The following is a 21,667-nucleotide window of genomic DNA, read 5'->3' as shown; positions in this document are numbered from 1 at the left end:
GTAAGCCGACATGCCCCAATTTACTTTTTGCCTGTCCCTTTTTCCGGATTGCTTCGTCATACAAGGTAGAGAACGAACAATCCGAACCATCGAAAGGGTCCACATGGCTTTGCAGCACCGCATTACCGCAGCACGAATGACGCTCCATCCCACCACCGGCGCCGTGCGCGCCGCGCTGGTCCTGCTCCTCGCCGTGGGCGCCGCCGGCACCGGTTTGCCGCAAGTGGCGCTGGCCGCCGAGTCCAGTCCGGCCGCCAGCGTGCGCGACTACAGCATTCCCGCCGGCAGCCTGCGCAGCGCGCTGGCATCGTTTGCCATCGCCGCCGGCGTCAACCTGTCCACCCAGGGCGTGGCGCTCGACGGCCTGGTGACGCCGGGCTTGCAAGGGCGCCATGGCATCTCTGCCGGCCTGCAAAAACTGCTGCAAGGCAGCGGCCTCGAAGTGACGGACGGTGGCAATGGCAATTACCTGTTGCGTAAAATCAATACCAGCACGGCCGATGGCGGCCTGGACAGCATGCCCGCCGTGGTCGTCAGCGCCGAGGCGGACCGCGCCACGGAAGGCACGGGCTTATATACGGCGCGCAATATGTCGACGGCCACGGGCCTGAACCTGTCGCAGCGCCACACGCCGCAAACGGTCAGCGTCATTTCGCGCCAGCAAATGGAAGATTTCGATCTGACCACCTTGCAGGACGTGGCGCGCGCCACGCCCGGCCTGTATGGCAAGACGCAGGGCGTGTCCGACCAGGAAACCACATATTTCGCCCGGGGCTTTGCCTTGAGCCACGTCAACGTCGATGGCTTGCCGCTCGATGTCACGGGTTTCAATGAGCGCAACGTTTCCGCCGACATGCTGATGTACGACCGGGTGGAAGTGGTGCGCGGCGCCACGGGCCTGATGGAAGGGGCGGGCGCACCGTCGGGCAGCATCAACATGGTGCGCAAGCGCCCCACGGCCACGCCTGTGCTGAACGCGTCCGCCCACCTGGGCAGCTGGAAGGACCGGCAATTGACGGTGGACGCCAGCAATGCCCTGAACGCTGCGGGCAGCGTGCGGGGGCGTGTCGCGGCCAGCTGGCGCGACAGCGACAGTTTCGTCGACGTCGTCAACAATACCAACGGCACCGTGTATGCCATCGTCGAGGCGGATCTGACGCCGTCGACCACGGCCGGCATCGGTTTTTCGCGCCAGCACAGCCGCACCGACGGCGTGTTCGTCGGCTTGCCGACCTTGCCCGATGGCCGTCACATGGACTTGCCCCGCTCGACCTTCCTGAATAATGCCGATTCCTTCCAGAAGCGCGACAACAACGTCGTCTTCGCCGACCTGGAAACGAAGCTGGACAAGGGCTGGCGCAGCCGCTTCGCCATCACGCGCATCGATGCCTCGTCGAGCACGCGCAACACCACCAACAGCCGCGTCGATGGCGAAACATATCTGCTGGAGCAGTCGGAAACGGGCTGGAAGTACAACACGGAACAAGTGGTGGCCGACTGGCGCTTGAGCGGCCCCGTCACCTGGTTCGGCCGCCAGCATGACCTGATCGTGGGCGTCAGCTACCGCCATGACGATTCCGACGCGGGCCAGAGCTGGGAAGGCGCCGGGAAGCGCGTGATCGATATCCGCCACTGGAATCCGCGCGCCTACCGCATGAACGGCGCGCCGTTCGAGCCATATAACTGGGGCCGCAAGACGGAAGAGAAGGGCCTGTATGCGGCCGGTAACTTCAGCCTGGCCGATCCGCTGCGCCTGGTGCTGGGCGGGCGCTTCGGCTGGTATGCGCAGGATGTGACGGGCTGGTATTCCACCAACCCGGCCTGGCGCCGCAGCTTGACGGAAAACGCGAAATTCACGCCATACGCGGGCCTTGTCTACGACCTGGACCAGCACCATTCCGTGTATGCGAGCGGCACGCAGATCTTCCAGCCGCAAAGTGAGCTCGATGTGCGCGGCAATACCTTGCCACCGTTGAGCGGCACCAACCTGGAAGCGGGCGTCAAGGGAGAATATTTTGGCGGCAGGCTCAATGCCAGCGGCGCCTTGTTCCGCATCAGGCAAAACAACCGCGCCATGGCCGACGAGGTCAATTGCCCCACGGGCGGTGCCATCTATTGCGCCCGCGCGGCCGGGCAGGTGCAGAGCGAAGGCATCGACTTGCAATTGTCGGGCTCGCCATTGCCGGGCTGGCAGATCGCGGGTGGCTACACCTATGTACTAGCCAAGTACACCAAGGACAGCGTAGCGGCCAACATCGGCCAGCGCATCGCCACGGATGAGCCGAAGCAATTGTTCAAGCTGTACACGAATCTGCAGCTGAGCGGCAGCCTGGCGAAATGGAACCTGGGCGCCTCCGTCTACGCGCAAGACAAGATCTACCGCCGCGAAACGGGCTTCGATACGCGGCAGGGCGCTTACGCCATCGTCGGGCTGACGGCCGGCTACCGGATCAGCGAGCAGCTGCAGCTGCGTGTGAATGTCGACAACGTGCTCGACCGCCGCTACTACCAGGGGCTCGGCTATTCGTGGTCGGGCGGGCTGGAGCGCTACGGCGCGCCGCGCAGCGTGCTGCTGTCCTTGAACTACAAGATGTAGCCGTTGTGCCAGCAGAGCGCGTCCCGGGCGGGCGCCTCTGCTACACTGCCGCCGTCCCCATTTTTGACTGTTCCCATGTCCGCCACACCTGTCCTCACGCCCCTGAAAAGCGCTTTCCAGCAATCGCGCGCCGAGAATAATATCGAGCTGATCCTGCCCGAACTGCTGACCGCGCAATTGCACGTCGTCATCGGCGGACAAAGCGAACAGATCGACCTGTTCCTCGTGCCATCGCCCAATCCCGAGCGTCAGTGCGTGACGGTGGCGGAAGACCTGGCCTTCCTGGCTGGCATCAACTTTCCCAAGATTCCCGTGACGGGCGCGCAGCTGATCGCCTCGATTCCGCCCGAGATCGAGATCGTCCTGCTGCATGGCGATGGCGCCAATTACCTGACGCGCGAGCAGCTGGCGTGGTTCCGCGGCATGCTGGCACCGACCGCTTGAGCGGGGAGCTGAGACCCACGCTGAAGCCGGCGCGCGCCGAATGGATCCGTTTTTCGCCGGCCGACGATGCAAGCTCGCATGCGGCGATGATGGCCAATCTGCGTCCCGTGCTGTGGCGCAGCGTGCTGCTGGGCGGCTGTGCCCTGATCCTCGCCTTTGTCTTGCAAGCCGTCTGGCGCGACGTGCCTTACGCGGGCGAGGCAGTGTTGTTCTGTCCGCTGGCGCTGGCCGCCTGGATCGCGGGCCTGGTGCTGTTTCCGGGACGCAGTCTGCTCTTTCATGTGGAACTTGGCGATGCGGGCCTGTTGCTGCGGCGCCATGCGCGGCGCCTGCCCGGCTGGGATAAAAGCGTGCAGCTGGACTTGTCGCAGCTGCAGCGGCTGGAAGTGGTCACGTATGGGGGCGCATTGCAGGTCTATCGGACCCCGGCACCGCTGGCGCGCGTCGAGCTGCTGCTCTACACGACTCTCGCGGACTATCCGCTGATCCGCGTGGTGGGTCTGAACTTGCCCGTGCCGCAGCGCTGGACGCTGTGCCAGATCAAGGAGGAACTGAGCCGCCGCTGTAGACTGGCCGGTATCCCTGTCAGCGAGACGGCTGGGCCGATCAGCCAGGAATCCGCGGCCATCCGCGCGCGCTGGCCGCAGGCGTAGGCGCAGACGGGCCAGTGTCGTATCGCCGCCGCAATAACTATCATTTTTGATAACTGTATTGCTGAAGTCCTATGAATATGTTCGCAAAGCAACTATACTCATGGCTCTTTAAAAAATCATCGTCACGCTGGCGGCCAGCGATCCGCGCCAGAGTTCGTACGCATTCCGCTTTTTCACTCTGTAAAAAGCACCTTTCCCCCGCGCGGCAGGCGCGGGCGTGATGACCGAGCCTTGCCCTGGTCGACTGCTACCGTTGTCATTTCCGCTGTGTTGCCGCTTTAGTAAAAAGCGTGGCGCCAGCGCGCGCGGTGGGCCGTCATGTTTTGCGACGTCACGTTTCACTCACCTTATGCCACGACAGTATGTTTAGTTCCATCTTTGCCGTATCGAGCGATACCATGCAGTACATCTACGGCACGCACAATGCGTGGCTGGTGCTGTTTTCCGTCGGTATCGCCATCTTTGCCTCGTTCATGGCCTTGCAGATCGCCGGCATGGCGCGCAGCAGCGAGCGCGGCTTCCAGCGCCAGACGGCCATCATCACGGGCGCCATCGCGCTCGGCGGCGGCATCTGGTCGATGCACTTCATCGGCATGCTGGCCTTCGACATCTGCACGCGCGTATCCTTCGACCCCAGCCTGACCTTGCTGTCGATGCTGCCCGGCGTGGCCGCTTCATGGGTGGCGCTGCACCTGCTGGCGCGCCCGAGCATCAACTGGCGCCAATTGGTGGTGGGCGGCGTGCTCGTCGGCGTGGGCATCGGTTCCATGCATTACAGCGGCATGGCCGCCATGCAGACTTCGCTGACCCTGCATTACCAGCCGTGGCTGTTCGCCCTGTCGCTGGTGGTGGCTGTCGTCATGGCCATGCTGGCGCTGTGGATACGCTTTGGCCTGAGCGCCATGCGTTTGCGCCTCACTCCCCTGGCGTCGTTGCTGGTCAGCAGTGTTGTCATGGGGCTAGCCATTTCCGGCATGCATTACACGGGCATGCTGGCGGCGCGCTTTTCCGGCACGCCCACGGCGGGCGAGAACACGATTACGGTACAGGCCTCGTTCGTGGCCCTGGCCGTGGCCCTGATCACCGTCACCCTGACCGTCTTCGTGGCCGCCGCGAACGGCTTGCTGCGCTACCGCCAGCTGCTGCGCCACGCCAGCGCCAGCGAATCGCGCCTGCGCGCGATTGTCGATACGGCGGCCGACGGCCTGATCACCATCGATGGCCAGGGCAAGGTGCGCTCCTTCAATCCCGCCGCGGAAAGCCTGTTCGGCTGGCGCGAAGCGGAGATCGTGGGGCGCGACGCCAGCGTGCTGCTGCAGCCGTCCGACGCGGCCGAGTACGAGGGCTATCTGCGCGACTACCTGGAAACGGGCGCCTCGCGCATCCTCGACAGCGGACGCGAACTCGATGGCTGCCACAAGGATGGCGCCGTGCTGCCCATGCGCGTGGCGATCGGCAAGATCGACACGCCGGGCCAGCCCCTGTTCGTGGCGTTTGTCACGGACATGCGCTCGTCGCGCAGCATGGAGCAGGCGCTGAAGGACAGCGAGCGCCAGTACCGCACCCTGATCCGCAACATCCCCGGCGTGTCCTTCCACTGCAGCTTCGCGCCCGAATGGAAGATGATCTTCATCAGCGATGCCGTCTTCAACCTGACGGGCTGGATGCCGCAGGACTTCGCCGAAGGGCGCGTCAGGCTGTTCGACCTCGTGCACCCGGACGACCGCCAGCGCGTCAACGACACCTGCGTGCAGGCGGCCGGAGAAAAGCGCGACTTCGAGAACGTCTACCGCATGATCCACCGCGACGGGCGCGAGCGCTGGGTGCGCGAAAGCAGCGGCCCCGTGCTCGATAACGACGGCGTGGTGCGCTGGATCGATGGCGTCATCCTCGACATCACGGAAAGCGAATTGCGCAACGCCGAATACGAAGGCAAGGTGACGGCCATCTCGCGCGCGACTGCCGTCGCGGAGTTCGACCTGCAGGGACGCATCCTGGCGGCCAACGAGAACTTCCTCGACCTGGTCGGCTACCAGCTCGACGATGTGCTGGGCCTGCACCACAGCATCTTCTGCGAACCGGGTTATGTGACCTCGCCAGACTACATCGCGTTCTGGCAGCAGCTGGCCAGTGGCCAGTTCAATACGGGCGAGTACAAGCGCATCGGCAAGGATGGCAAGGAAGTGTGGATACAGGCTTCGTACAATCCGATCTTCAACACGGACGGCAAACCGTTCAAGGTGGTCAAGCTGGCCACCGACGTCAGCGAGCGGCGCGCCATGCAGGAAAATCTGCGCGCGGCAAAAGACCGCGCCGAGCTGGCCGCCGAATCGAAGACCAGCTTCCTGGCCAACATGAGCCATGAAATCCGCACGCCGATGAACGCCATCATCGGCTTTACGGAAGTGCTGCTGGGGACCGCCCTGGACAGCCTGCAGCGCCGCCATCTGGGCACGGTGCGCCAGTCCGCCCGTTCCCTGCTCGAGCTGCTCAACGACATCCTCGACATGGCCAAGCTGGAAAAAGGCGCGACCGAACTGGAACTGGTGGACTTTTCGCTGCCCGACCTGGTCGACCATGTGGCCGCGTCGCTGCGCATCACGGCGCATGCGCGCGACCTGGTGCTGCATGTCGATGTCGATCCGGGCATGGGCCAGTTCTTCCTGGGAGACGCGCGCCGGGTACAGCAGGTGCTGACGAATCTGATCGGCAACGCCGTCAAGTTCACGGAAGTGGGCCATGTGCGCGTGGCCGTCGGCATGCAGGGCGAGCAGGTGCATATCGCCGTGCACGACACGGGCATCGGCATCCCCGCCGACCGCCTGGACAAGATATTCGCCCCCTTTACGCAAGCCGATTCCTCGATGAGCCGCCGCTTTGGCGGCACGGGCCTGGGCACGACGATTTCGCTGCAATTGGTCGAACTGATGAAAGGCACCATCACGGTGGAGAGTACCCTGGGCGTGGGCAGCGTGTTCCACGTGCTGCTGCCGCTGGCGCCGGGCAAGGCCGTGGCGCGCCGCAGCGAGCAGCCTGTGGTGGCCTTGCCGCCGCTGCGCATTCTGGCGGCCGACGACGTGCCGCAGAATGTGGAGCTGCTCCTGATCAGCCTGGGCGCGGCCGGCCACCAGGTGATCGCCGCCAGCGATGGCGAGAGCGCCGTGCGCGAGTTCAGCAAGGGCAGCTTCGACATCGTCCTGATGGATGTGCAGATGCCGCGCATGGACGGCCTGGAAGCGACGCGCCTGATCCGCGTGCACGAGCGCGAGCAGGGCTTGAAGGCGACGCCCATCATCGCCCTGACGGCCAGCGTGCTGGAACAGGACCGGCGCGCCGCGCAGACGGCCGGCATGAACGGTTTTGCTTCGAAGCCGCTGGAAATGCACAAGCTGACGGCGGAAATCGCCCGCCTGCTCGATATCGCCGTGGCCATGCTGCCGCCGGCGGCCGGCGCGGCGGCGCGTGCCGCCGCCGGCCAGGTCGACTGGCAGCGCGGCATCGCCCTGTGGGGCGGACGCGCGGCCTTGCAGCGCGCCATTGCGCGCTTCGTGCAAGCCAATGGCGACTGCGCCGCGATGCTGGCGGCGGAACTGGAACGCGGCGGCAGCAGCGTGGCGGGCCACCTGCTGCACCGTATCAAGGGTGCGGCGGGCAACCTGTGCCTGGTGCAGGTCGAAAGCCTGCTGGGACGCATCGAGCAAGCCATCGCGCGCCAGTTGCCGGTGACCGAATTGCTGGTGCAGCTGGCGGCCGCCTTCATGGCGCTGGCCGGCGAGCTGGAAGAGGTGGATATGCCGGCCGTCGCCATGGAAGCGCCGGCCGCCAGCGCGCCCATTGATGCAGCCGCCGCCGGCGCCTTGCTGCGGCAAGCCATCGCCAGCCTGGAAGGCGGGCAGCTGGACGACGCCTTGATGGCGCAGATTGCCGCCATGCTGGCGCCGCACGGCCAGCAGCCGCGCCTGCAGGCACTGGCCAACGCCATCGACGACTTTGAATTTGCGCGCGCCGCAGGCGTGCTGCGCCAGTTGCTGGCATGGCTGGAAGCACCAGCGCCTGCCGACCTTTCCTGACCTTGGGCTAACGATGACCTTACACGAAGACAAACCGATCCTGCTGCTGGTTGACGATGAAGCGACGAATCTGCAGGTGCTGCGCCAGATTTTGCAGGACGATTACCGCCTGCTGTATGCCAAGGATGGCGAGAAGGCGCTGGAACTGGCGCAACACAATCCCGTCGAACTGATCCTGCTCGACATCATGATGCCCGCCATGACGGGCTATGAGGTATGCAGGCAGCTCAAGGCCATGCCGGCCACGGCGTCCATTCCCGTCATTTTCGTCACCGCCCTGTGCGACGTGAAGGACGAGGCGGATGGCTTTGACGCGGGCGCCGTCGACTACATCACGAAACCCGTCAGCCCGCCCATCGTGCGCGCCCGCGTGCGCACGCATCTGTCGCTGGTCGACGCCGAGGAGTTGCGCCGTTCGCGCCTGCAGGTGATCCAGACGCTCGGCCAGGCGGCCGAATACAAGGACAATGAGACGGGCATGCACGTCATCCGCATGAGCTATTACGCGCGCCAGCTGGCGCTGGCGGCCGGCTACAGCGCGGCCAGGGCGGAAGACCTGCTCAACGCGGCACCCATGCACGACGTGGGCAAGATCGGCATCCCCGACGCCATCCTGCAAAAACCGGGCAAGCTCGATGCGGAAGAATGGCAAGTCATGCGCAGCCACGCGGAAATTGGCGCCGCCATCATCGGCGAGCATGCGGGTGGCCTGTTGAAAATGGCGCGCACCATCGCCCTGACGCACCACGAAAAATGGGACGGCAGCGGCTATCCGCAAGGCTTGAAAGGCGAGGAAATCCCCCACGAAGGCCGCATCGTCGCCATCGCCGACGTCTTCGACGCGCTTACCAGCGAACGCCCGTACAAGCGCGCCTGGACGGTCGACGAAGCCATCGCCACCATGCAGCGCGACAGCGGCACGCACTTCGACCCGCAACTGCTGGCGCTGTTCATCGAACAGCTGCCGGCCATGCTGGAAATCAAGGACCAGTGGCGCGAGCCGGCGTGAACGGGCTACCCGCCGGCCTGTCTCTTATAGTAGCGTCCTGACCTTCATCCCAGGATTGCCCATGGATTACCGGAACCGCATTGCCAACCATTTCCGGCAATGGTCATTGCAAGCCGATGGCATGCCCGTGCACACGCATGGCGCATGCCTGTTGCCGGTGCTGCACGGTGGCCAGCCGGCCATGCTAAAGCTGTCGATCGGCGACGATGAGCGGCGCGCTGGCGCCGTGCTGCGCTGGTGGGATGGCGACGGCGCCGTACGCGTGCTGGCCGCCTCCACGGAGGATGATGTCCTGCTGCTTGAGCGGGCGATGGGTTCCCGTTCGCTGGCCGCGCTGGCGCGCGCGGGGGAGGCGGGCGATGCGGCCGCCACCGGTATCCTGTGCGCCGTGGCGGCACGCCTGCATGCGCCGCGGCCATCCGCTCCACTTTTGCCTCCCTTGTCCGGCTGCTTTGCAGCGCTGGCCGTTGCCGCCGCACGCGGCGGCGTGTTGTCGGCATGCCATGCCGTGGCGCAGGATTTGCTGGCGGCGCCGCAGGACAGTGTGGTGCTGCATGGCGACCTGCATCACGCGAACGTGCTCGATGGCGGCGCGCGCGGCTGGCTGGCCATCGATCCGAAAGGCTATGTGGGCGAGCGGGGTTTTGATTTTGCCAATATCCTGTGCAACCCGGATGCCGCGCTGGCCACTTTTCCGGGCCGGCTGGAGCGGCAGGTGGCGCTGATCGCCGAGGCGGCGCGCCTCGATCCGGCACGGTTGCTGGCGTGGGGCGCCGCGTGGGCGGGCCTGTCGGCTGCATGGCATCTGGAAGACGGCACGCCGCCGGAGACGGCGCTGGCCGTGGCCGCCACCGCGCTGGCGGCCTTGCGAGCGTGATAGCGCCTAAGAACCTATTCCAGCAGAAGACGCTCCCTACTGGGATAGGCTCTAAGGCAGGCTGTCGGGCATGCGCAAGATGCGCCGTATCTCCAGGATCGCCTGCGGGCTTTCCTGCACGCTGTGCCAGGACGGGATGACTTTTTCCGACAGGGCGCCATCGAGGTGGGCGCTGGCGTAGGGGACCACGCCGTCGCTCGATTCGGCCAATGGCAGGTCCGGCGTGTCGTTGCCCATGATGGAGTAGTAGCGCACTTTCGGGCTGATGGGCAGGTCTGCCACCAGGCGCACGAACGGGTCCTTGTCGCTGAGGTTATCGATGCTGTTGGGGATGCGCAGCGGTTCGCTGCTGCCCGTGTCGAGCTGCGCCAGGCTGCCGGCCGCGTCGGACAACTGGTCGAGCATGTTGATGGGCAGTGTGATCAGGTTGGCGATCCAGCGCGCCACCTTGTGGTTGGCGAACGAGGTGCCGCGGTGCGGCGCGGCGATGAAGATGGCGCGGTTCACCTGCGGCATGGCCGTGAAATTCAGGTAGGGCGCCAGGCCGGCGCGCACTTTTTCCGCCTTCTTGCCCTTCAAATTGTATTCTTCCGTGATGGCGTCGAGCAGGGTATTGCTGGCATCGGAGACCATCAGGCGCGCCAGCACGCCGCCCATGCTGTGGCCGATCAAGACCATGTCGTTCGCGGCATCGGCCTTGGCCGAAGGGGCGAACTGCGCCAGCGTCGCGTTCAGCGCCTGGCGGATGGCGGCGTTGTTGGCCGCCAGCGGCGCATTGCTCGGGTAGTACACTTGCCAGATTTGATAGCGGCGGCGCAGCTGTTCGTCGCCCATCAGTTCATTCGCCACGTTGATCCACGCTTCCGGACTGCTGGCCAGGCCGTGCAGCATGACGATGGTGCGCTTGTTCGGGTCGTAGGGCTGCATCAGGTGCACCTGCGGGCGCGAAATGCCGTCGGCACGGCCGAACAGGGTGCGCAGCGCCTGCACGCCGAAGCCGGAGCGGGCCAGCCACAAACCATAGCCGGCCGTGAAATTGGCTGCCACGGGCAGTTCCTGTCCCGCCATGCGCGTCGATTCGCTGCGCGTCGGGTCGACCAGCATCACCAGCAGCTGTTGCGTGGCCAGGACTTCCTGCAGGCTGTTGCCGTCGAAGCGGATCAGCGCCGTAACGACGGGGAAACGGGTTTCCTGATAAGGGACATACTCGCCTTTCGACGCCCGGGGCTTGGGCATGACGGCCACCAGGTCGGCGCCGAAGCCATCGCGCCGGTACACATTGCGCAGGCCGGAAAACGACAGCGAGGTGGCCGGCAGCAGTTCGTCGGGCAGGGTGCCGTCTTCGGGCAGGCGCAGGGCCGACAATTCGCTGTCGATTTCCCAGCCGGCGACGCGGATCACATGGCCGTCGGGGCGGTATTCGCCGCGGTGGCGGAACAGGTTGCCGACGGCCTTTTGCACGGCATAATTATAGTAGTCGCGGATTTGCGTCTGGCGCTCTTCGAAGGCGCGCTGGCCCGGCGTGCGCGTCGTGTAGAACAGGTAGGCATACGCATAGCGGGCCGATTCGAGCCAGGCGGCCAGCCGCTCGGCACTCGGGTGGCCGCCCTGTTTTTCTTCCGCCAGGGCGCTTTCCAGCCACAGTTCGGACAGGGTGGCCAGGCGCTGCTCGTCGCTGAGCAGCTCGGAGCGGGCCAGATCGGCGCGGCAGCTGCCCGTATTGGCTTCGCAGGCGGCGATGTCGCTGCCGATGATGCGCAGCACTTCGCTGGCCGAGGCACTGAGTTTGCCTGTGGTGAGGATGTCGCCGCGCCGCTGCTGCAGGTAGTCGGCCGGCGAGATCGCGCTGACGGTGACGGCGGCGCAGCCGCTCAGCAGCGCCGCGGCGCACAGGAGGGCGCATACGCGCAGACGTCGCATCAGCATGGCCGGTCCGCGTCTAGAACGAGTAGACCAGCGTCAGCGAGGTTTGCGTATCCGTGTTCTTCTTGTCGTCCGGCACGCGCGTGTCGTTGCGGGCGCTGAAGGCGGCTTTCATCTGCATGGTGCCGTTGATCTTGGTGCTGAGGGCTGTTTCGGCGATCGAGTGGGTGTTCGAGGTACCCCGCTCCACGCTGACCGTTTGCGTAAACATGGCCGACTGGCTGATTTTCCACTTCATGGCGGCCGCGCCGCGCACCGTCAGGCCGTGTTCCGATTCGCCCGCGTCGTTGGTGCCGCTGAAATAGCCTGGACCGACTTCCACGTCGATGCTCTTGTCGCTGGACTGGTACCAGCGCGAGCCATGACCGATGGCCAGGGTCGAGTACTTGGTGTAGGCGCCGAACTTGTCGTTCACGTGCGAGGCTAGCACGAACAGTTTTTCATGGTCGGCCATCAGCTTGTAGGCGGCCTTGGCGGAGGCGGAAAAGCGCTCGGCCGAGCGTTCGCGCACTTTCTCGCCGTCGTCGTTCGTCGTTTCGTCTTCCTTGAAGTAGCCGCTGAAGATGTACTGGTTGCTCCAGTCATCGAGTTCCTGGCGCGCGTCGATCTTGCCCGTGACGGAGGTGCCGACCGTATTGCCGGAGGTGGTGATGGCGCCCAGTTCGGCGGACGTGCTCCAGCTGCCGATGGGGATTTCATCAAACAACAGGCTTTGCTTGGTGTCTTTGGCGGCGGCGCTGCCGCAGGTGATGGCCATGGCCAGCGCCAGTGCGAGAGAGTGGGTCGATTTCATGGCTGTATTGGTCTGTGGCGCGCGCCTGGCGCGCCTGATGTTCGTTAATGGCAGTGGTGGCTATGCAGGCCGCGGCAAGTCGCGAGGCGCCGATAAAACCTGCGCACATGCGCGCGCGGGCGCGGCCAAAAATTGTCGAGGCTGTATTGTACCCGACCCTGTCATCGCGCGCCGCACGCCGGCGGGGCTGGCAAGTGGCGCGCGCCTGGCGTATGCTGCGCCTATCTGCTGCCCTGATTTTTACAAGGAACTCCCGTGCGCTGCCTGGTCATCGAAGACGAAGCTGAAACTTCCCGCTATATCTGTGCCGGCCTGCGCGAGGCGGGCCACGACGTCACCGCCTGCGACAATGGCATCGACGGCATGCGCCTGGCCTGCGGCGAAGACTGGGATGCGCTGGTGCTCGACCGCCTGCTGCCTGGCGAGATCGATGGCCTGGCCATCGTCGCGCGCCTGCGCGGCATGGGCCGCAACACGCCCGTGCTGGTGTTGTCGGCCCTGTCCAGCGTCGACGAGCGCGTGCGCGGCCTGCGCAGCGGCGGCGACGATTACCTGTCGAAGCCGTTCGCCATCGCCGAACTGCTGGCGCGCATCGAAGCGCTGCTGCGGCGCGCCGCGCCCGTACCCGAATCGACGCAGCTGCAGGTGGCCGACCTGGTACTCGACATGCGCACCATGCGCGTGACGCGCGCCAACCGGCAGATCGCCTTGCAGCCGCGCGAATTTCGCCTGCTGGAATACCTGATGCGCCACCAGGGCCAGTCCGTCACGCGCGCCATGCTGCTCGAAGCCGTGTGGGACTACCATTTCGACCCGCAGACGAACGTCATCGACGTGCAGGTGAGCCGTTTGCGCACCAAGGTGGACAAGGAATTTTCGCCGCCGCTGATCCACACGGTGCGCGGCGTCGGCTACACCCTGGGCGTGATCGACAGTGCGTAACTGGCACCGCTCGATCGCGGCCCGCCTGGCGCTCGGCTATGGCGTGCTGGTGGTCGTGTCGATCAGCATCGTCTGCGCCGTGTTCTATTTCGGCACCATCGGCGTGCTCGATCGCAGCGTGGACCGCAAGCTGACCCTGCTCTCGGAGCGCCTCGCCGCCCTGTACCAGCAGGACGATGCCAGCCGCACGACGGCGGAAATCGCCCATTTGCTGACCGACCGCACCGACAGCGACACGGAGATTTTTTTACTGGTGGGCGCCGATGGCAGCCGCGTGGCGGGCAATCTGTCGTCGTGGCCCGACGTGGGCAGCCCCGTGGGCCGCTTGCTGCACCGCGACGTCACGCGCGAAGGGCGCAGGGTGCCCGCGCGCATGCTGATCCGCGAGCTGGAGGGCGGTGCGCGCCTGTTCGTCGGGCGCGACATGGAAGAGGGCAAGTCGATCCGTTCGCTGGTGCTGCGCTCCCTGGCCTACGGCGGCGGGGTCGCCATCCTGCTGGTGGTGGCGGGCGCGTGGCTGTTCCGCCGCCAGCTCGAGGCGCGCATCGGGCAGATCCGCCGCACGGCGGGGGAAATCGAGGCGGGTGACCTGAGCCGTCGCATTCCCGTTTCCAGCGAAGACGAATTCGGCTTGCTGAGCCGCGACATCAACCGCATGCTCGACCGCATCGAGCACCTGATGGAAGGCGTGCGCCACGTGTCGAACGCCATCGCGCACGACTTGCGCACGCCGCTGGGCCGCATCCGCAACAAGCTCGATGGCGCCCTGCGCCAGCAGCAGGGCGTGGCCGGCTACGAGAGCGCGGCGCAGGCGGCCATCGTCGACATCGACGACCTGACGCGCGTGTTCGACAAGCTGCTGCAGATCGCGGCAGCCGAATCGGGCATGCGTCCCGAGAATTTCAACGACATCGACCTGCAACAGATCGGTGCCGACATCGTGGAAATGTACGAGGCCACGGCCGACGAGCAGGGCGTGCTGCTGGTGCAGATGTATGGCGAAGGCGTGCCGGCGCGCGGCGACCGCAACCTGCTGGGCAGCGCGCTGGCCAGCCTGGTCGACAACGCCATCAAGTATGCGGGGCGGGGCGCCACGGTGGAAGTGTCGGCCGGCAGCGATGAGCAGGGCAGCTGGCTGGCCGTGCGCGACAACGGCCCCGGCGTACCAAAGGAAGAACTGCCGAAGCTGACGCAGCGTTTTTACCGGCTCGACAAGAGCCGCCACTTGCCTGGCAACGGCCTGGGCTTGTCCATCGTGGCAGCCATCGCCGCCCTGCATGGCGGCAGCCTGGAGATCGAGGATGCGGCGCCGGGCTTGCGCCTGCGTTTCAGGCTGGCCGATTTTATTGTCCGCTAAGCCCAGCCTTGCTGGTCGCCGTGTGTTTTTTTGTCATAAGGGTTGTCATATTTGCTTTTTAATAAAGCATCATGATATAATTTTGATACTTTTGTGGCGTCGCCATTGGACGGTGCATCCTGCCCGTCGCCGTGCGGCCGCATCGAGTGATCGCCATATCTGCCTGGTTCTCTTTGCTGGCGCTGTGCGCCAGTTCGACAGGTGGATATCGGGAGTAAGCATGATTGGTGCCGGCATGAAGAGTGGCCATTTCAGCGGCCGCATCGTTTCTCTCGATGGCTTGCGTGGCCTGGCCGCGATGCTGGTCGCCGTGTATCACCTGCCAGTCATATTCGGCTTCAAGATCACGCACGCCTACCTGGCGGTCGACTTCTTTTTCATCCTGTCCGGCTGGGTCATGGCACACAGCTATGAAGAGCGCATCCGCCTTGGCATGCCGTTCAGCGACTTTCTGTATAACCGCTTTGCCAGGCTGTATCCGCTGTACGCCGTCGCGCTACTGGCGGCCCTTGCCGTGACCCTGGTCAAGAGCCGCATCGGCGCCACGTCAGCGAACATCGCATGCTTTGTGCCCAATGCGCTGATGCTGCCCTGCCTGCAGGATGACGGGCCTACCTTCCCCTTGAACGGACCCAGCTGGTCAATTTTCGTCGAAGTGTCCATCAATTTGATCTGGTTCTTTGTCGTCCGCATGGGCATGCATGGTTTGCGTTGGAAGCTCGCGCTGCACCTGTGCTCGGCGCTGCTGCTATGGGGGTTCGCCGTCTGGATGAATCGCTACCTGACTGGCTATGAGTCGGATGATGTACACGAAGGCTTGCTGCGTGGCCTGCTGGGCTTTACCGGTGGCTTGCTGTTGTTCCAGTGCCGCATGCATGCCTGGATACTGGCCTATTTTGCGGCGCTGGCGCTAGGCGTGTTTGCCGCTTTTTATGCGGCAGGCGATGCCGGCGATGTCATACCGCTGGGCCTCGTCGTGATGTGCGTCCTGCCCGCGACGGTGTGGCTTGTCGCCAGGCTGCGGCCGGCGATACTCGAGGGCCAGGCAGCCGCCTTCCTGGGCGACTGCTCGTATGCCATCTACTTGCTGCATGTGCCGCTGGCCATGCTGCTGCAAAAGCCGCTACGCCTGATGTTGCCTGGCACGGGCATAGCGGACTACATGATGAAGGCGGCGATCTTCACCGCCATCCTGCTCGTTGTCAGCGGCATCAGCTACCGCTTGCTGGAAGTGCCGGCGCGGCGTTGGCTGCTGCGGCGGCTCAAGCGCGACCTTAGGAAACCTGCCGTCGGCTCCCTGCCGTAATGTGCTTGTGAGCCATACGCCAAGTCGACATTACCAACTTGTAACCCCCTTCATTTTCGCCTCCCTCTATCATCCGTTCTACCCGGCGTAGAGCGGCTGCGTGCGCGCAGCCGCCTGTTCCGGGCTGCCCGCGGCCTGCCGCGGCTTGCCAGTCCCGACCCGTCGCAGAGCCGTTTTCATGCATACTTTTACCGTCACCGGCGACAACGCCGCGCCGCAACAGGCGCCACTGCGCCAGCATGGCCACCGTATCAAGGCCGCGCTGGGCGCCATCGTCTTTCCCCTGCAGCGCGCGCGCTGGCAAGCGTTCATCGCCGGCACACCGGGCCTGGTGGCGCTGGCACAAGCCCATCCCAGCCTGCGGTACAAGATTTATCGTCCCTACGCCAGCCGCCAGTTGTGCTGCGCGGCGAGGGTGGCGCTGCTGTGCGGGCATTACCGCTTCCTGTGGCAGGCGGGCGCGCGGCCGCTGGTGGAATACGCAGCGCGCCGCGCGCTGGTGCTGGCCGCCATCGAGGGCAAGGATGGCGCCAGCTACCGCTTGCAGCTGACGGCCATCCACGACAGCCACCGAGAAGGGGAGCTGTGCCTGCGCCTGACGCGCGATGGCGTTCCGCTGTATCTGGCCAGTTTCCTGTTCAGGCCCCAGCCTGGCGGCGCCGTCATCCAGCTGGGCGCCTTGCAGGGCTTGCGCTCGCCCGCCGGCGCGCAGGCGGTAAAAGAGGCCACGCGGGCGCTGCACGGCTGCCGGCCGAAAAACCTGATGGTGGCCGCCTTGCGCGACCTGGGCGACCTTTTCGGCTGCGCCCACCTGGACCTGGTCAGCAACGCCAACCGCATCGCGCTGAACTGGCGCCGGCGCCGCCATATCTCGTGCGACTACGACCAGGCGTGGCGGGAACTGCACGCGCTGCCCACCGGCGATGGCAATTACCGCCTGCCATGCGGCCCATGCCGGATGCCGGAGCTGGAGCTGGTGCCGTCGAAAAAGCGCGCTGATGCGCGCCGCCGCGGCGCCATGCTGGTGCAGCTGGCGGCCGACATGCGCTGGCAAGTGGCGGCCCTGCTGCACGCGCAATGACGGCGCAGGGCGGGGTTTCTTGACCTGCGCGGCTTTTTTGCCGGGCAGCCCGGCGCAATCGGTGTGATCGGCGTATACTGATCGGCGTTGTTAACCTGAAGCCAGTCACCCCATGCCAGCACAATTTCCCACTTCGCGCATGCGCCGCCTGCGCGCGACCCCGCAACTGCGCGAGCTGTTCCGCGAAACCGAGATCAATCCGCGCGACCTGGTCCTGCCGATCTTCGTCGACGAAGGCAGCAGCGATTTCATCGACATCAAGTCCATGCCCGGCGTGCGCCGCATTCCCGAAGCGAAGCTGGCGCAGGAAGTGGAGCGCTACGCGCGCGCCGGCCTGCGCTCGGTCATGACCTTCGGCATTTCGCACCACAAGGATAGCCACGGCACGGACACGCTGAATCCGGACGGCCTGGTGGCCCGCATGTCGCGCATCATCAAGGATGCCGTGCCGGAAATGGTGGTCATGTCCGACACCTGCTTCTGCGAATACACGGACCATGGCCATTGCGGCATCCTGCATGGCGACACGGTCGACAATGACAGCACGGTACTGAATTTGGGCAAGCAGGCCGTCATCGCGGCCCAAGCGGGCGCCGACATCATCGCCCCATCGGCGGCCATGGACGGCCAGGTGGCGGCGATCCGCGGCGCGCTGGACGCGGCCGGTTTCCACGACACGCCCGTGATGGCGTATTCGACCAAGTTCGCTTCCGGCCTGTACGGCCCGTTCCGCGATGCGGCCGGCAGCACCCTCAAGGGCGACCGCAAGACGTACCAGATGGACCCGATGAACCGCCGCGAAGCGGTGCGCGAGTCCTTGATTGACGAAGCCGAAGGCGCCGACGCGCTGATGGTGAAACCGGCTGGGGCCTACCTGGACATCATCCGCGACCTGCGCGAAGTGACGCGTTTGCCGATCGGCGCCTACCAGGTCAGCGGCGAGTACGCGATGATCAAGTTCGCCGCCGAGGCGGGCGCCATCGACGAGCGCCGCGTGGTGCAGGAAACCCTGGGCGCCATCAAGCGCGCGGGCGCGGACATGATCTTTACGTATTTCGCGATGGATGTGCTGAATAACCCGTACTAAGTAAACACGGGGCAGGGCGGCCGCCTTTTCAGCTATCATGGCGCGCTGCCCAACCTAAGCTTGTTTATGCCCCTGAAAATCTCCCGCATCCTGCACGCCGGCTATGTCTTCGAGTGCGAAGGCACGGCCATCGCCTTCGACCCCATCGTCGAAAACCCGTTCAGCCGCAACTGCCACGCGTTTCCGCCCGTGCGCTTCGACCTCGATGCCGTGCGCCGGCTGCGCTGGGATGCCGTCTTCATCTCGCACTTCCACGACGACCACTGTTCGCTCGACAGCCTCGATGTGCTGGACCGCGCCACGCCCATCTACCTGTACTGCGTCTTCGATGAACTGTTCGCGATGCTGCGCGCGCTCGGTTTCACGCAGGTAGAGAAGCTGCACGTGGACGTGCCGGTGCGGGTGGGCACGATCGAAGTGATCCCGCGCCGCGCGCTGGACGACGATGTCGATTCGCTGTTCCAGGTGCGCGCAGCGGGCTTGAATGTGCTCAACGTCGTCGATTCCTGGATCGGCCCGGAGACCCTGGCGCAGCTGGCCGCCTTTGCGCCATGGGACATGGTGCTATGGCCATTCCAGACCATGCGCGAGATCGCCGTCATCGCGCCGTCGCAGGCGCAGCCTGGCCCGGTCGACCTGCCGGACGACTGGGTGCCGCAGCTGCGCGCGCTGGCGCCCCGTTACATCGTGCCCAGCTCCTGCCAGTTCGTGCAGGAAGACTGGTCCTGGTACAACCATGCGATGTTCCCGATTACCTACCGCCAGTTTGCGCAGGAAATCGGCGCCGCGTTGCCCGAGGCGCACATCTTCCGCCTCGACCCGTCGACGGCCGTGCTGCTCGACGCGCACGGCATGGCGCCGGCCGCGCCGCTGCCCTGGGTCATTCCCGTGGGCCCGCAAGACGTGGATTTCGACTACCGCCGCGAGGCGCTTGCGCCCGCCACTGCGGACATCGCCCGTCGTTTCTCCCCCTTGAGCGCGGATGATGCGGTGCTGGTGCTCGATTTTTGCCGGAACGGCTTGCTTGAGCGCTACCGCGACATGGAGCTGCCCGAAGACAGCTATTTCCAGGCCCCGCGTGTGTGGCGGCTGTCGCTGTACGGCCACGACGGCGCGGCCACGGTCCTGCATTACCGCACGCACGGCGATTTGATCGATCTCGTGCCGGACACGGGCGAGGCGCCGGGCTGGACCACCGAGGTGCCGCTGGTGAAATGCCACGCGGCGCTGGTGCTGGGCGAATCGCTGACCTCGATGTACATGCGCATCAACGACGGGCCATTCGATGCGGCCACGCGGGAAGAACTGATGGAAGCGGACATCGTCGACGACCCCTTGATCCGCTGCCTGTTCAACGACGCCATCGGCGCCTACCAGGCGGCGCAGCTCAAGCGCTTGCTGGCCCGCTGAAGAAAGTCGCGCGACAGAGTAAGATAGCTGCTTCTGACTAGAACGGGAAAGACACCATGGCACAAGACAATGAAACCGCGATCCTGGCCGGCGGCTGCTTCTGGGGCGTACAAGACTTGCTGCGTCGTTATCCGGGCGTGATCGCCACGCGCGTGGGCTACAGCGGCGGCGACGTGGCCAATGCCACCTACCGCAACCACGGCACGCATGCCGAAGCCATCGAGATCATTTTCGACCCGAACACCATCAGCTACCGCAAGATCCTGGAATTCTTCTTCCAGATCCACGACCCCAGCACGCCGGACCGCCAGGGCAATGACCGCGGCAGCAGCTACCGTTCGGCCATCTATTACACCAGCGATGAGCAAAAACGGGTGGCCGAAGACACCATCCGCGACGTCGACGCTTCCGGCCTGTGGCCAGGCAAGGTGGTGACGGAAGTGGCGCCGGCCGGCCCGTTCTGGGAAGCGGAACCCGAGCATCAGGATTATCTGCAGCGCTTGCCGCACGGCTATACCTGCCATTACATCCGGCCGGACTGGGTCTTGCCGCAGCGGCAGCAATAAGCCCGGCGGGCAGGGGAGACGGCCATGCGCTACTGGCAGGTGGAACGGCGGCAGGCGGAGGGACAGCTGGATCTGGGGCGCGCCCTCGACCTGGTGGCGGCCATCGGCCATGCCGACGTCAATGCCATAGCGGGCGCCATCCTGAAAACCGCCGGCGCGGCCGCCTCCATCGCCCAGTGCACGATCTTTGCTTATGAGTTCGGCAACCGGCCCCGCACGGTGGCCGTGGCCGACCGGCGCGGCGGACGCTTTTTGCAGGATATCGCCGACAGCTACGCCCGCCATTATTATGCGCTCGACGGCAACCAGAGCGTCATCGCGCCCGCGCGCCAGCCCAAGCTCGATCCCGCTATCGTGCTGCACCAGCAAGCCAGCGCCGAAATCTGCCATTCCGGCTACCGCGCCGCGTGTTACCAGAAGCCGAATGTGTCGGACCGTTTGTCGCTGCTGGTGCAGCCGGCCAGCGATATCTGGCTGTCCGTCAATTTCTACCGCGACAGCAGCCAGGGGCAGTTCCAGCCCGGCGAAATCGCCGCCATCGAAGCCTTGTCGCCGCTGTTCGCCTATGCGGCCAGACACCACTACAGCCTGAGCGGCCAGCCCGCGCAAGGCGTCTCGCCCATGATGCTGGCCCGGCTGCGCCAGCATGGCCCGCAATTGAGCAAGCGCGAACTCGACGCGCTGCGCGGCGTGCTCGAAGGCTTGACGGCCGCGGAGATCGCCGACACCATGGGCGTGCAGCCATCGAGCGTGATCACGTATCAAAAGCGCGCCTATAAGCGCCTGGGCATTGCCAGCCAGCGCCAATTGTTTGCGCTATGCCTAGGGGTATAGGCTGGATAAATGCTAGCGGTAGGCGCATGCCAGGGGCTGCATAAAATTGCCGAAATTCAAGGCAATAATGTGAGCATATTGCTACGAAAATATTGGCTATGCTATCTGCAGAGTGCTGATGCGCCGAAGCATAACGGCTATCGGCAAGGCTGATAGCCAGTGCCTGTCGCGCCCGCGATCTCCGGTATTCATGGCTCAGGAATCATTCCCCGAAGGAGTCCATTGTGTCCTCAACTGAATTGAATGCGGTAGAACACGTCTATCTGATCGCCGGCAATCTGGGCCTGCCTGGCGCCCCCATCCTGAATCTGGCCCTGTTTTACAATCCCGACGACGGCACCGTCAGCGGCGAAGCCCTGATCACGCAATCGGTCACGCCCCCGCATGGCCGCGTGGTGATCCGCCCCGTCAGCGGCCCCGTGCATGGCCTGGGCCTGGGCAACGCCACGCGCGTTTTCAGCCTGAGCGGCGAATATGTCGTGTCCGTGCCGCCACCGGCCATCGGCAGCTACCTGGCCAAATTCGAAGCCACCTTCGTTACCGACAACAACTGGAGCGGCCACGGCTCCTTCAGCTATGACCAGCAGAAGGTCAAGAACGTGCCCATCAAGAAACGCGGCTAGGCACGCTGGCTAGTCCTTTTGGCCGATGGTTGTCCCCAAAATGGGGACAACCATCGGCGTAGTCGTCTGCATACTGTGTCGCACGCCGGAGCATCC

General features: G+C 65.0%; 17 protein-coding genes. 15 read left to right on the top strand and 2 right to left on the bottom strand.

What is annotated here, in order from left to right; all coding sequences use genetic code 11:
* Positions 1–136 precede the first annotated feature (136 nt).
* The 6 genes from O3297_RS08470 to O3297_RS08445 all read left to right on the top strand — a co-directional run bounded on the left by O3297_RS08470 (position 137) and on the right by O3297_RS08445 (position 9,649).
* Positions 137–2,596, top strand: coding sequence for a TonB-dependent receptor (locus tag O3297_RS08470; RefSeq protein WP_305048357.1), 2,460 nt, complete (start codon positions 137–139; stop codon positions 2,594–2,596).
* A 75-nt stretch (positions 2,597–2,671) separates the two neighbouring features.
* Complete coding sequence (locus O3297_RS08465) at positions 2,672–3,040, top strand: hypothetical protein (RefSeq protein WP_034785789.1); 369 nt, start codon at positions 2,672–2,674, stop codon at positions 3,038–3,040.
* The gene (locus O3297_RS08460; RefSeq protein WP_305048356.1) at positions 3,037–3,693 is read left to right on the top strand and encodes a hypothetical protein; all 657 of its coding nucleotides are present in this window, start codon (positions 3,037–3,039) and stop codon (positions 3,691–3,693) included. The genes O3297_RS08465 and O3297_RS08460 overlap by 4 nt, the downstream gene beginning before the upstream one ends.
* 362 nt (positions 3,694–4,055) lie before the next feature.
* Positions 4,056–7,763, top strand: coding sequence for a PAS domain S-box protein (locus O3297_RS08455; RefSeq protein WP_305048355.1), 3,708 nt, complete (start codon positions 4,056–4,058; stop codon positions 7,761–7,763).
* Positions 7,764–7,776: 13 nt separating this feature from the next.
* Positions 7,777–8,772, top strand: a complete 996-nt coding sequence (locus O3297_RS08450; protein ID WP_305048354.1) for an HD domain-containing phosphohydrolase — start codon at positions 7,777–7,779, stop codon at positions 8,770–8,772.
* Positions 8,773–8,833: 61 nt separating this feature from the next.
* The gene (locus O3297_RS08445) at positions 8,834–9,649 is read left to right on the top strand and encodes an aminoglycoside phosphotransferase family protein (protein ID WP_305048353.1); all 816 of its coding nucleotides are present in this window, start codon (positions 8,834–8,836) and stop codon (positions 9,647–9,649) included.
* 51 nt (positions 9,650–9,700) lie between these two features.
* Here O3297_RS08445 and O3297_RS08440 read toward each other — a convergent pair whose 3' ends face one another.
* Positions 9,701–11,575: a triacylglycerol lipase gene (locus tag O3297_RS08440; RefSeq protein WP_305048352.1), complete on the bottom strand. Its 1,875-nt coding sequence runs from the start codon at positions 11,573–11,575 to the stop codon at positions 9,701–9,703.
* 13 nt (positions 11,576–11,588) lie between these two features.
* Positions 11,589–12,365 (bottom strand): YdiY family protein, encoded by a 777-nt coding sequence (locus O3297_RS08435; RefSeq protein ID WP_034785793.1) that lies wholly within the window; start codon positions 12,363–12,365, stop codon positions 11,589–11,591.
* Positions 12,366–12,620: 255 nt separating this feature from the next.
* Here O3297_RS08435 and O3297_RS08430 point away from each other — a divergent pair, with 255 nt between their 5' ends.
* The 9 genes from O3297_RS08430 (at position 12,621) to O3297_RS08390 (ending at position 21,571) form a co-directional block, all read left to right on the top strand.
* The gene (locus tag O3297_RS08430) at positions 12,621–13,307 is read left to right on the top strand and encodes a winged helix-turn-helix domain-containing protein (protein WP_034785794.1); all 687 of its coding nucleotides are present in this window, start codon (positions 12,621–12,623) and stop codon (positions 13,305–13,307) included.
* Positions 13,300–14,664: a cell wall metabolism sensor histidine kinase WalK gene (locus O3297_RS08425; protein ID WP_305048351.1), complete on the top strand. Its 1,365-nt coding sequence runs from the start codon at positions 13,300–13,302 to the stop codon at positions 14,662–14,664. Before O3297_RS08430 ends, O3297_RS08425 begins: the two co-directional genes overlap by 8 nt.
* A 220-nt stretch (positions 14,665–14,884) precedes the next feature.
* Positions 14,885–15,970: an acyltransferase gene (locus O3297_RS08420; protein ID WP_305048350.1), complete on the top strand. Its 1,086-nt coding sequence runs from the start codon at positions 14,885–14,887 to the stop codon at positions 15,968–15,970.
* Between the two features lie 178 nt (positions 15,971–16,148).
* Positions 16,149–17,051 carry a DUF535 family protein gene (locus O3297_RS08415; RefSeq protein WP_305048349.1) on the top strand — a complete coding sequence of 301 codons (903 nt, stop codon included), beginning with the start codon at positions 16,149–16,151 and terminating at the stop codon, positions 17,049–17,051.
* 112 nt (positions 17,052–17,163) lie between these two features.
* The gene (hemB, locus tag O3297_RS08410; protein WP_305048348.1) at positions 17,164–18,138 is read left to right on the top strand and encodes a porphobilinogen synthase; all 975 of its coding nucleotides are present in this window, start codon (positions 17,164–17,166) and stop codon (positions 18,136–18,138) included.
* Positions 18,139–18,204: 66 nt separating this feature from the next.
* Positions 18,205–19,548, top strand: a complete 1,344-nt coding sequence (locus O3297_RS08405) for an MBL fold metallo-hydrolase (RefSeq protein ID WP_305048347.1) — start codon at positions 18,205–18,207, stop codon at positions 19,546–19,548.
* A 56-nt stretch (positions 19,549–19,604) separates the two neighbouring features.
* Complete coding sequence (gene msrA, locus O3297_RS08400) at positions 19,605–20,114, top strand: peptide-methionine (S)-S-oxide reductase MsrA (protein ID WP_034785801.1); 510 nt, start codon at positions 19,605–19,607, stop codon at positions 20,112–20,114.
* 24 nt (positions 20,115–20,138) lie between these two features.
* Positions 20,139–20,948, top strand: coding sequence for a helix-turn-helix transcriptional regulator (locus tag O3297_RS08395; protein ID WP_305048346.1), 810 nt, complete (start codon positions 20,139–20,141; stop codon positions 20,946–20,948).
* 224 nt (positions 20,949–21,172) lie between these two features.
* Positions 21,173–21,571 carry a DUF1842 domain-containing protein gene (locus O3297_RS08390; RefSeq protein ID WP_034785805.1) on the top strand — a complete coding sequence of 133 codons (399 nt, stop codon included), beginning with the start codon at positions 21,173–21,175 and terminating at the stop codon, positions 21,569–21,571.
* Positions 21,572–21,667 lie beyond the last annotated feature (96 nt).

The sequence above is a fragment of the Janthinobacterium sp. SUN128 genome, from assembly GCF_030587275.1.
Taxonomy (GTDB): Bacteria; Pseudomonadota; Gammaproteobacteria; order Burkholderiales; family Burkholderiaceae_D; genus Janthinobacterium; species Janthinobacterium lividum.
This window is presented reverse-complemented; position numbering and strand designations above follow the sequence as displayed.

What these genes read in the sequence shown, in the direction of transcription:
- O3297_RS08440 (WP_305048352.1), bottom strand. Translation starts at nt 11,575, where the DNA reads ATGCTGATGCGACGTCTGCGCGTATGCGCCCTCCTGTGCGCCGCGGCG.
- O3297_RS08405 (WP_305048347.1), top strand. Translation starts at nt 18,205, where the DNA reads ATGCCCCTGAAAATCTCCCGCATCCTGCACGCCGGCTATGTCTTCGAG.
- O3297_RS08415 (WP_305048349.1), top strand. Translation starts at nt 16,149, where the DNA reads ATGCATACTTTTACCGTCACCGGCGACAACGCCGCGCCGCAACAGGCG.
- O3297_RS08450 (WP_305048354.1), top strand. Translation starts at nt 7,777, where the DNA reads ATGACCTTACACGAAGACAAACCGATCCTGCTGCTGGTTGACGATGAA.
- O3297_RS08445 (WP_305048353.1), top strand. Translation starts at nt 8,834, where the DNA reads ATGGATTACCGGAACCGCATTGCCAACCATTTCCGGCAATGGTCATTG.
- hemB (WP_305048348.1), top strand. Translation starts at nt 17,164, where the DNA reads ATGCCAGCACAATTTCCCACTTCGCGCATGCGCCGCCTGCGCGCGACC.
- O3297_RS08455 (WP_305048355.1), top strand. Translation starts at nt 4,056, where the DNA reads ATGTTTAGTTCCATCTTTGCCGTATCGAGCGATACCATGCAGTACATC.
- O3297_RS08395 (WP_305048346.1), top strand. Translation starts at nt 20,139, where the DNA reads ATGCGCTACTGGCAGGTGGAACGGCGGCAGGCGGAGGGACAGCTGGAT.
- O3297_RS08420 (WP_305048350.1), top strand. Translation starts at nt 14,885, where the DNA reads ATGATTGGTGCCGGCATGAAGAGTGGCCATTTCAGCGGCCGCATCGTT.
- msrA (WP_034785801.1), top strand. Translation starts at nt 19,605, where the DNA reads ATGGCACAAGACAATGAAACCGCGATCCTGGCCGGCGGCTGCTTCTGG.
- O3297_RS08470 (WP_305048357.1), top strand. Translation starts at nt 137, where the DNA reads ATGACGCTCCATCCCACCACCGGCGCCGTGCGCGCCGCGCTGGTCCTG.
- O3297_RS08435 (WP_034785793.1), bottom strand. Translation starts at nt 12,365, where the DNA reads ATGAAATCGACCCACTCTCTCGCACTGGCGCTGGCCATGGCCATCACC.
- O3297_RS08465 (WP_034785789.1), top strand. Translation starts at nt 2,672, where the DNA reads ATGTCCGCCACACCTGTCCTCACGCCCCTGAAAAGCGCTTTCCAGCAA.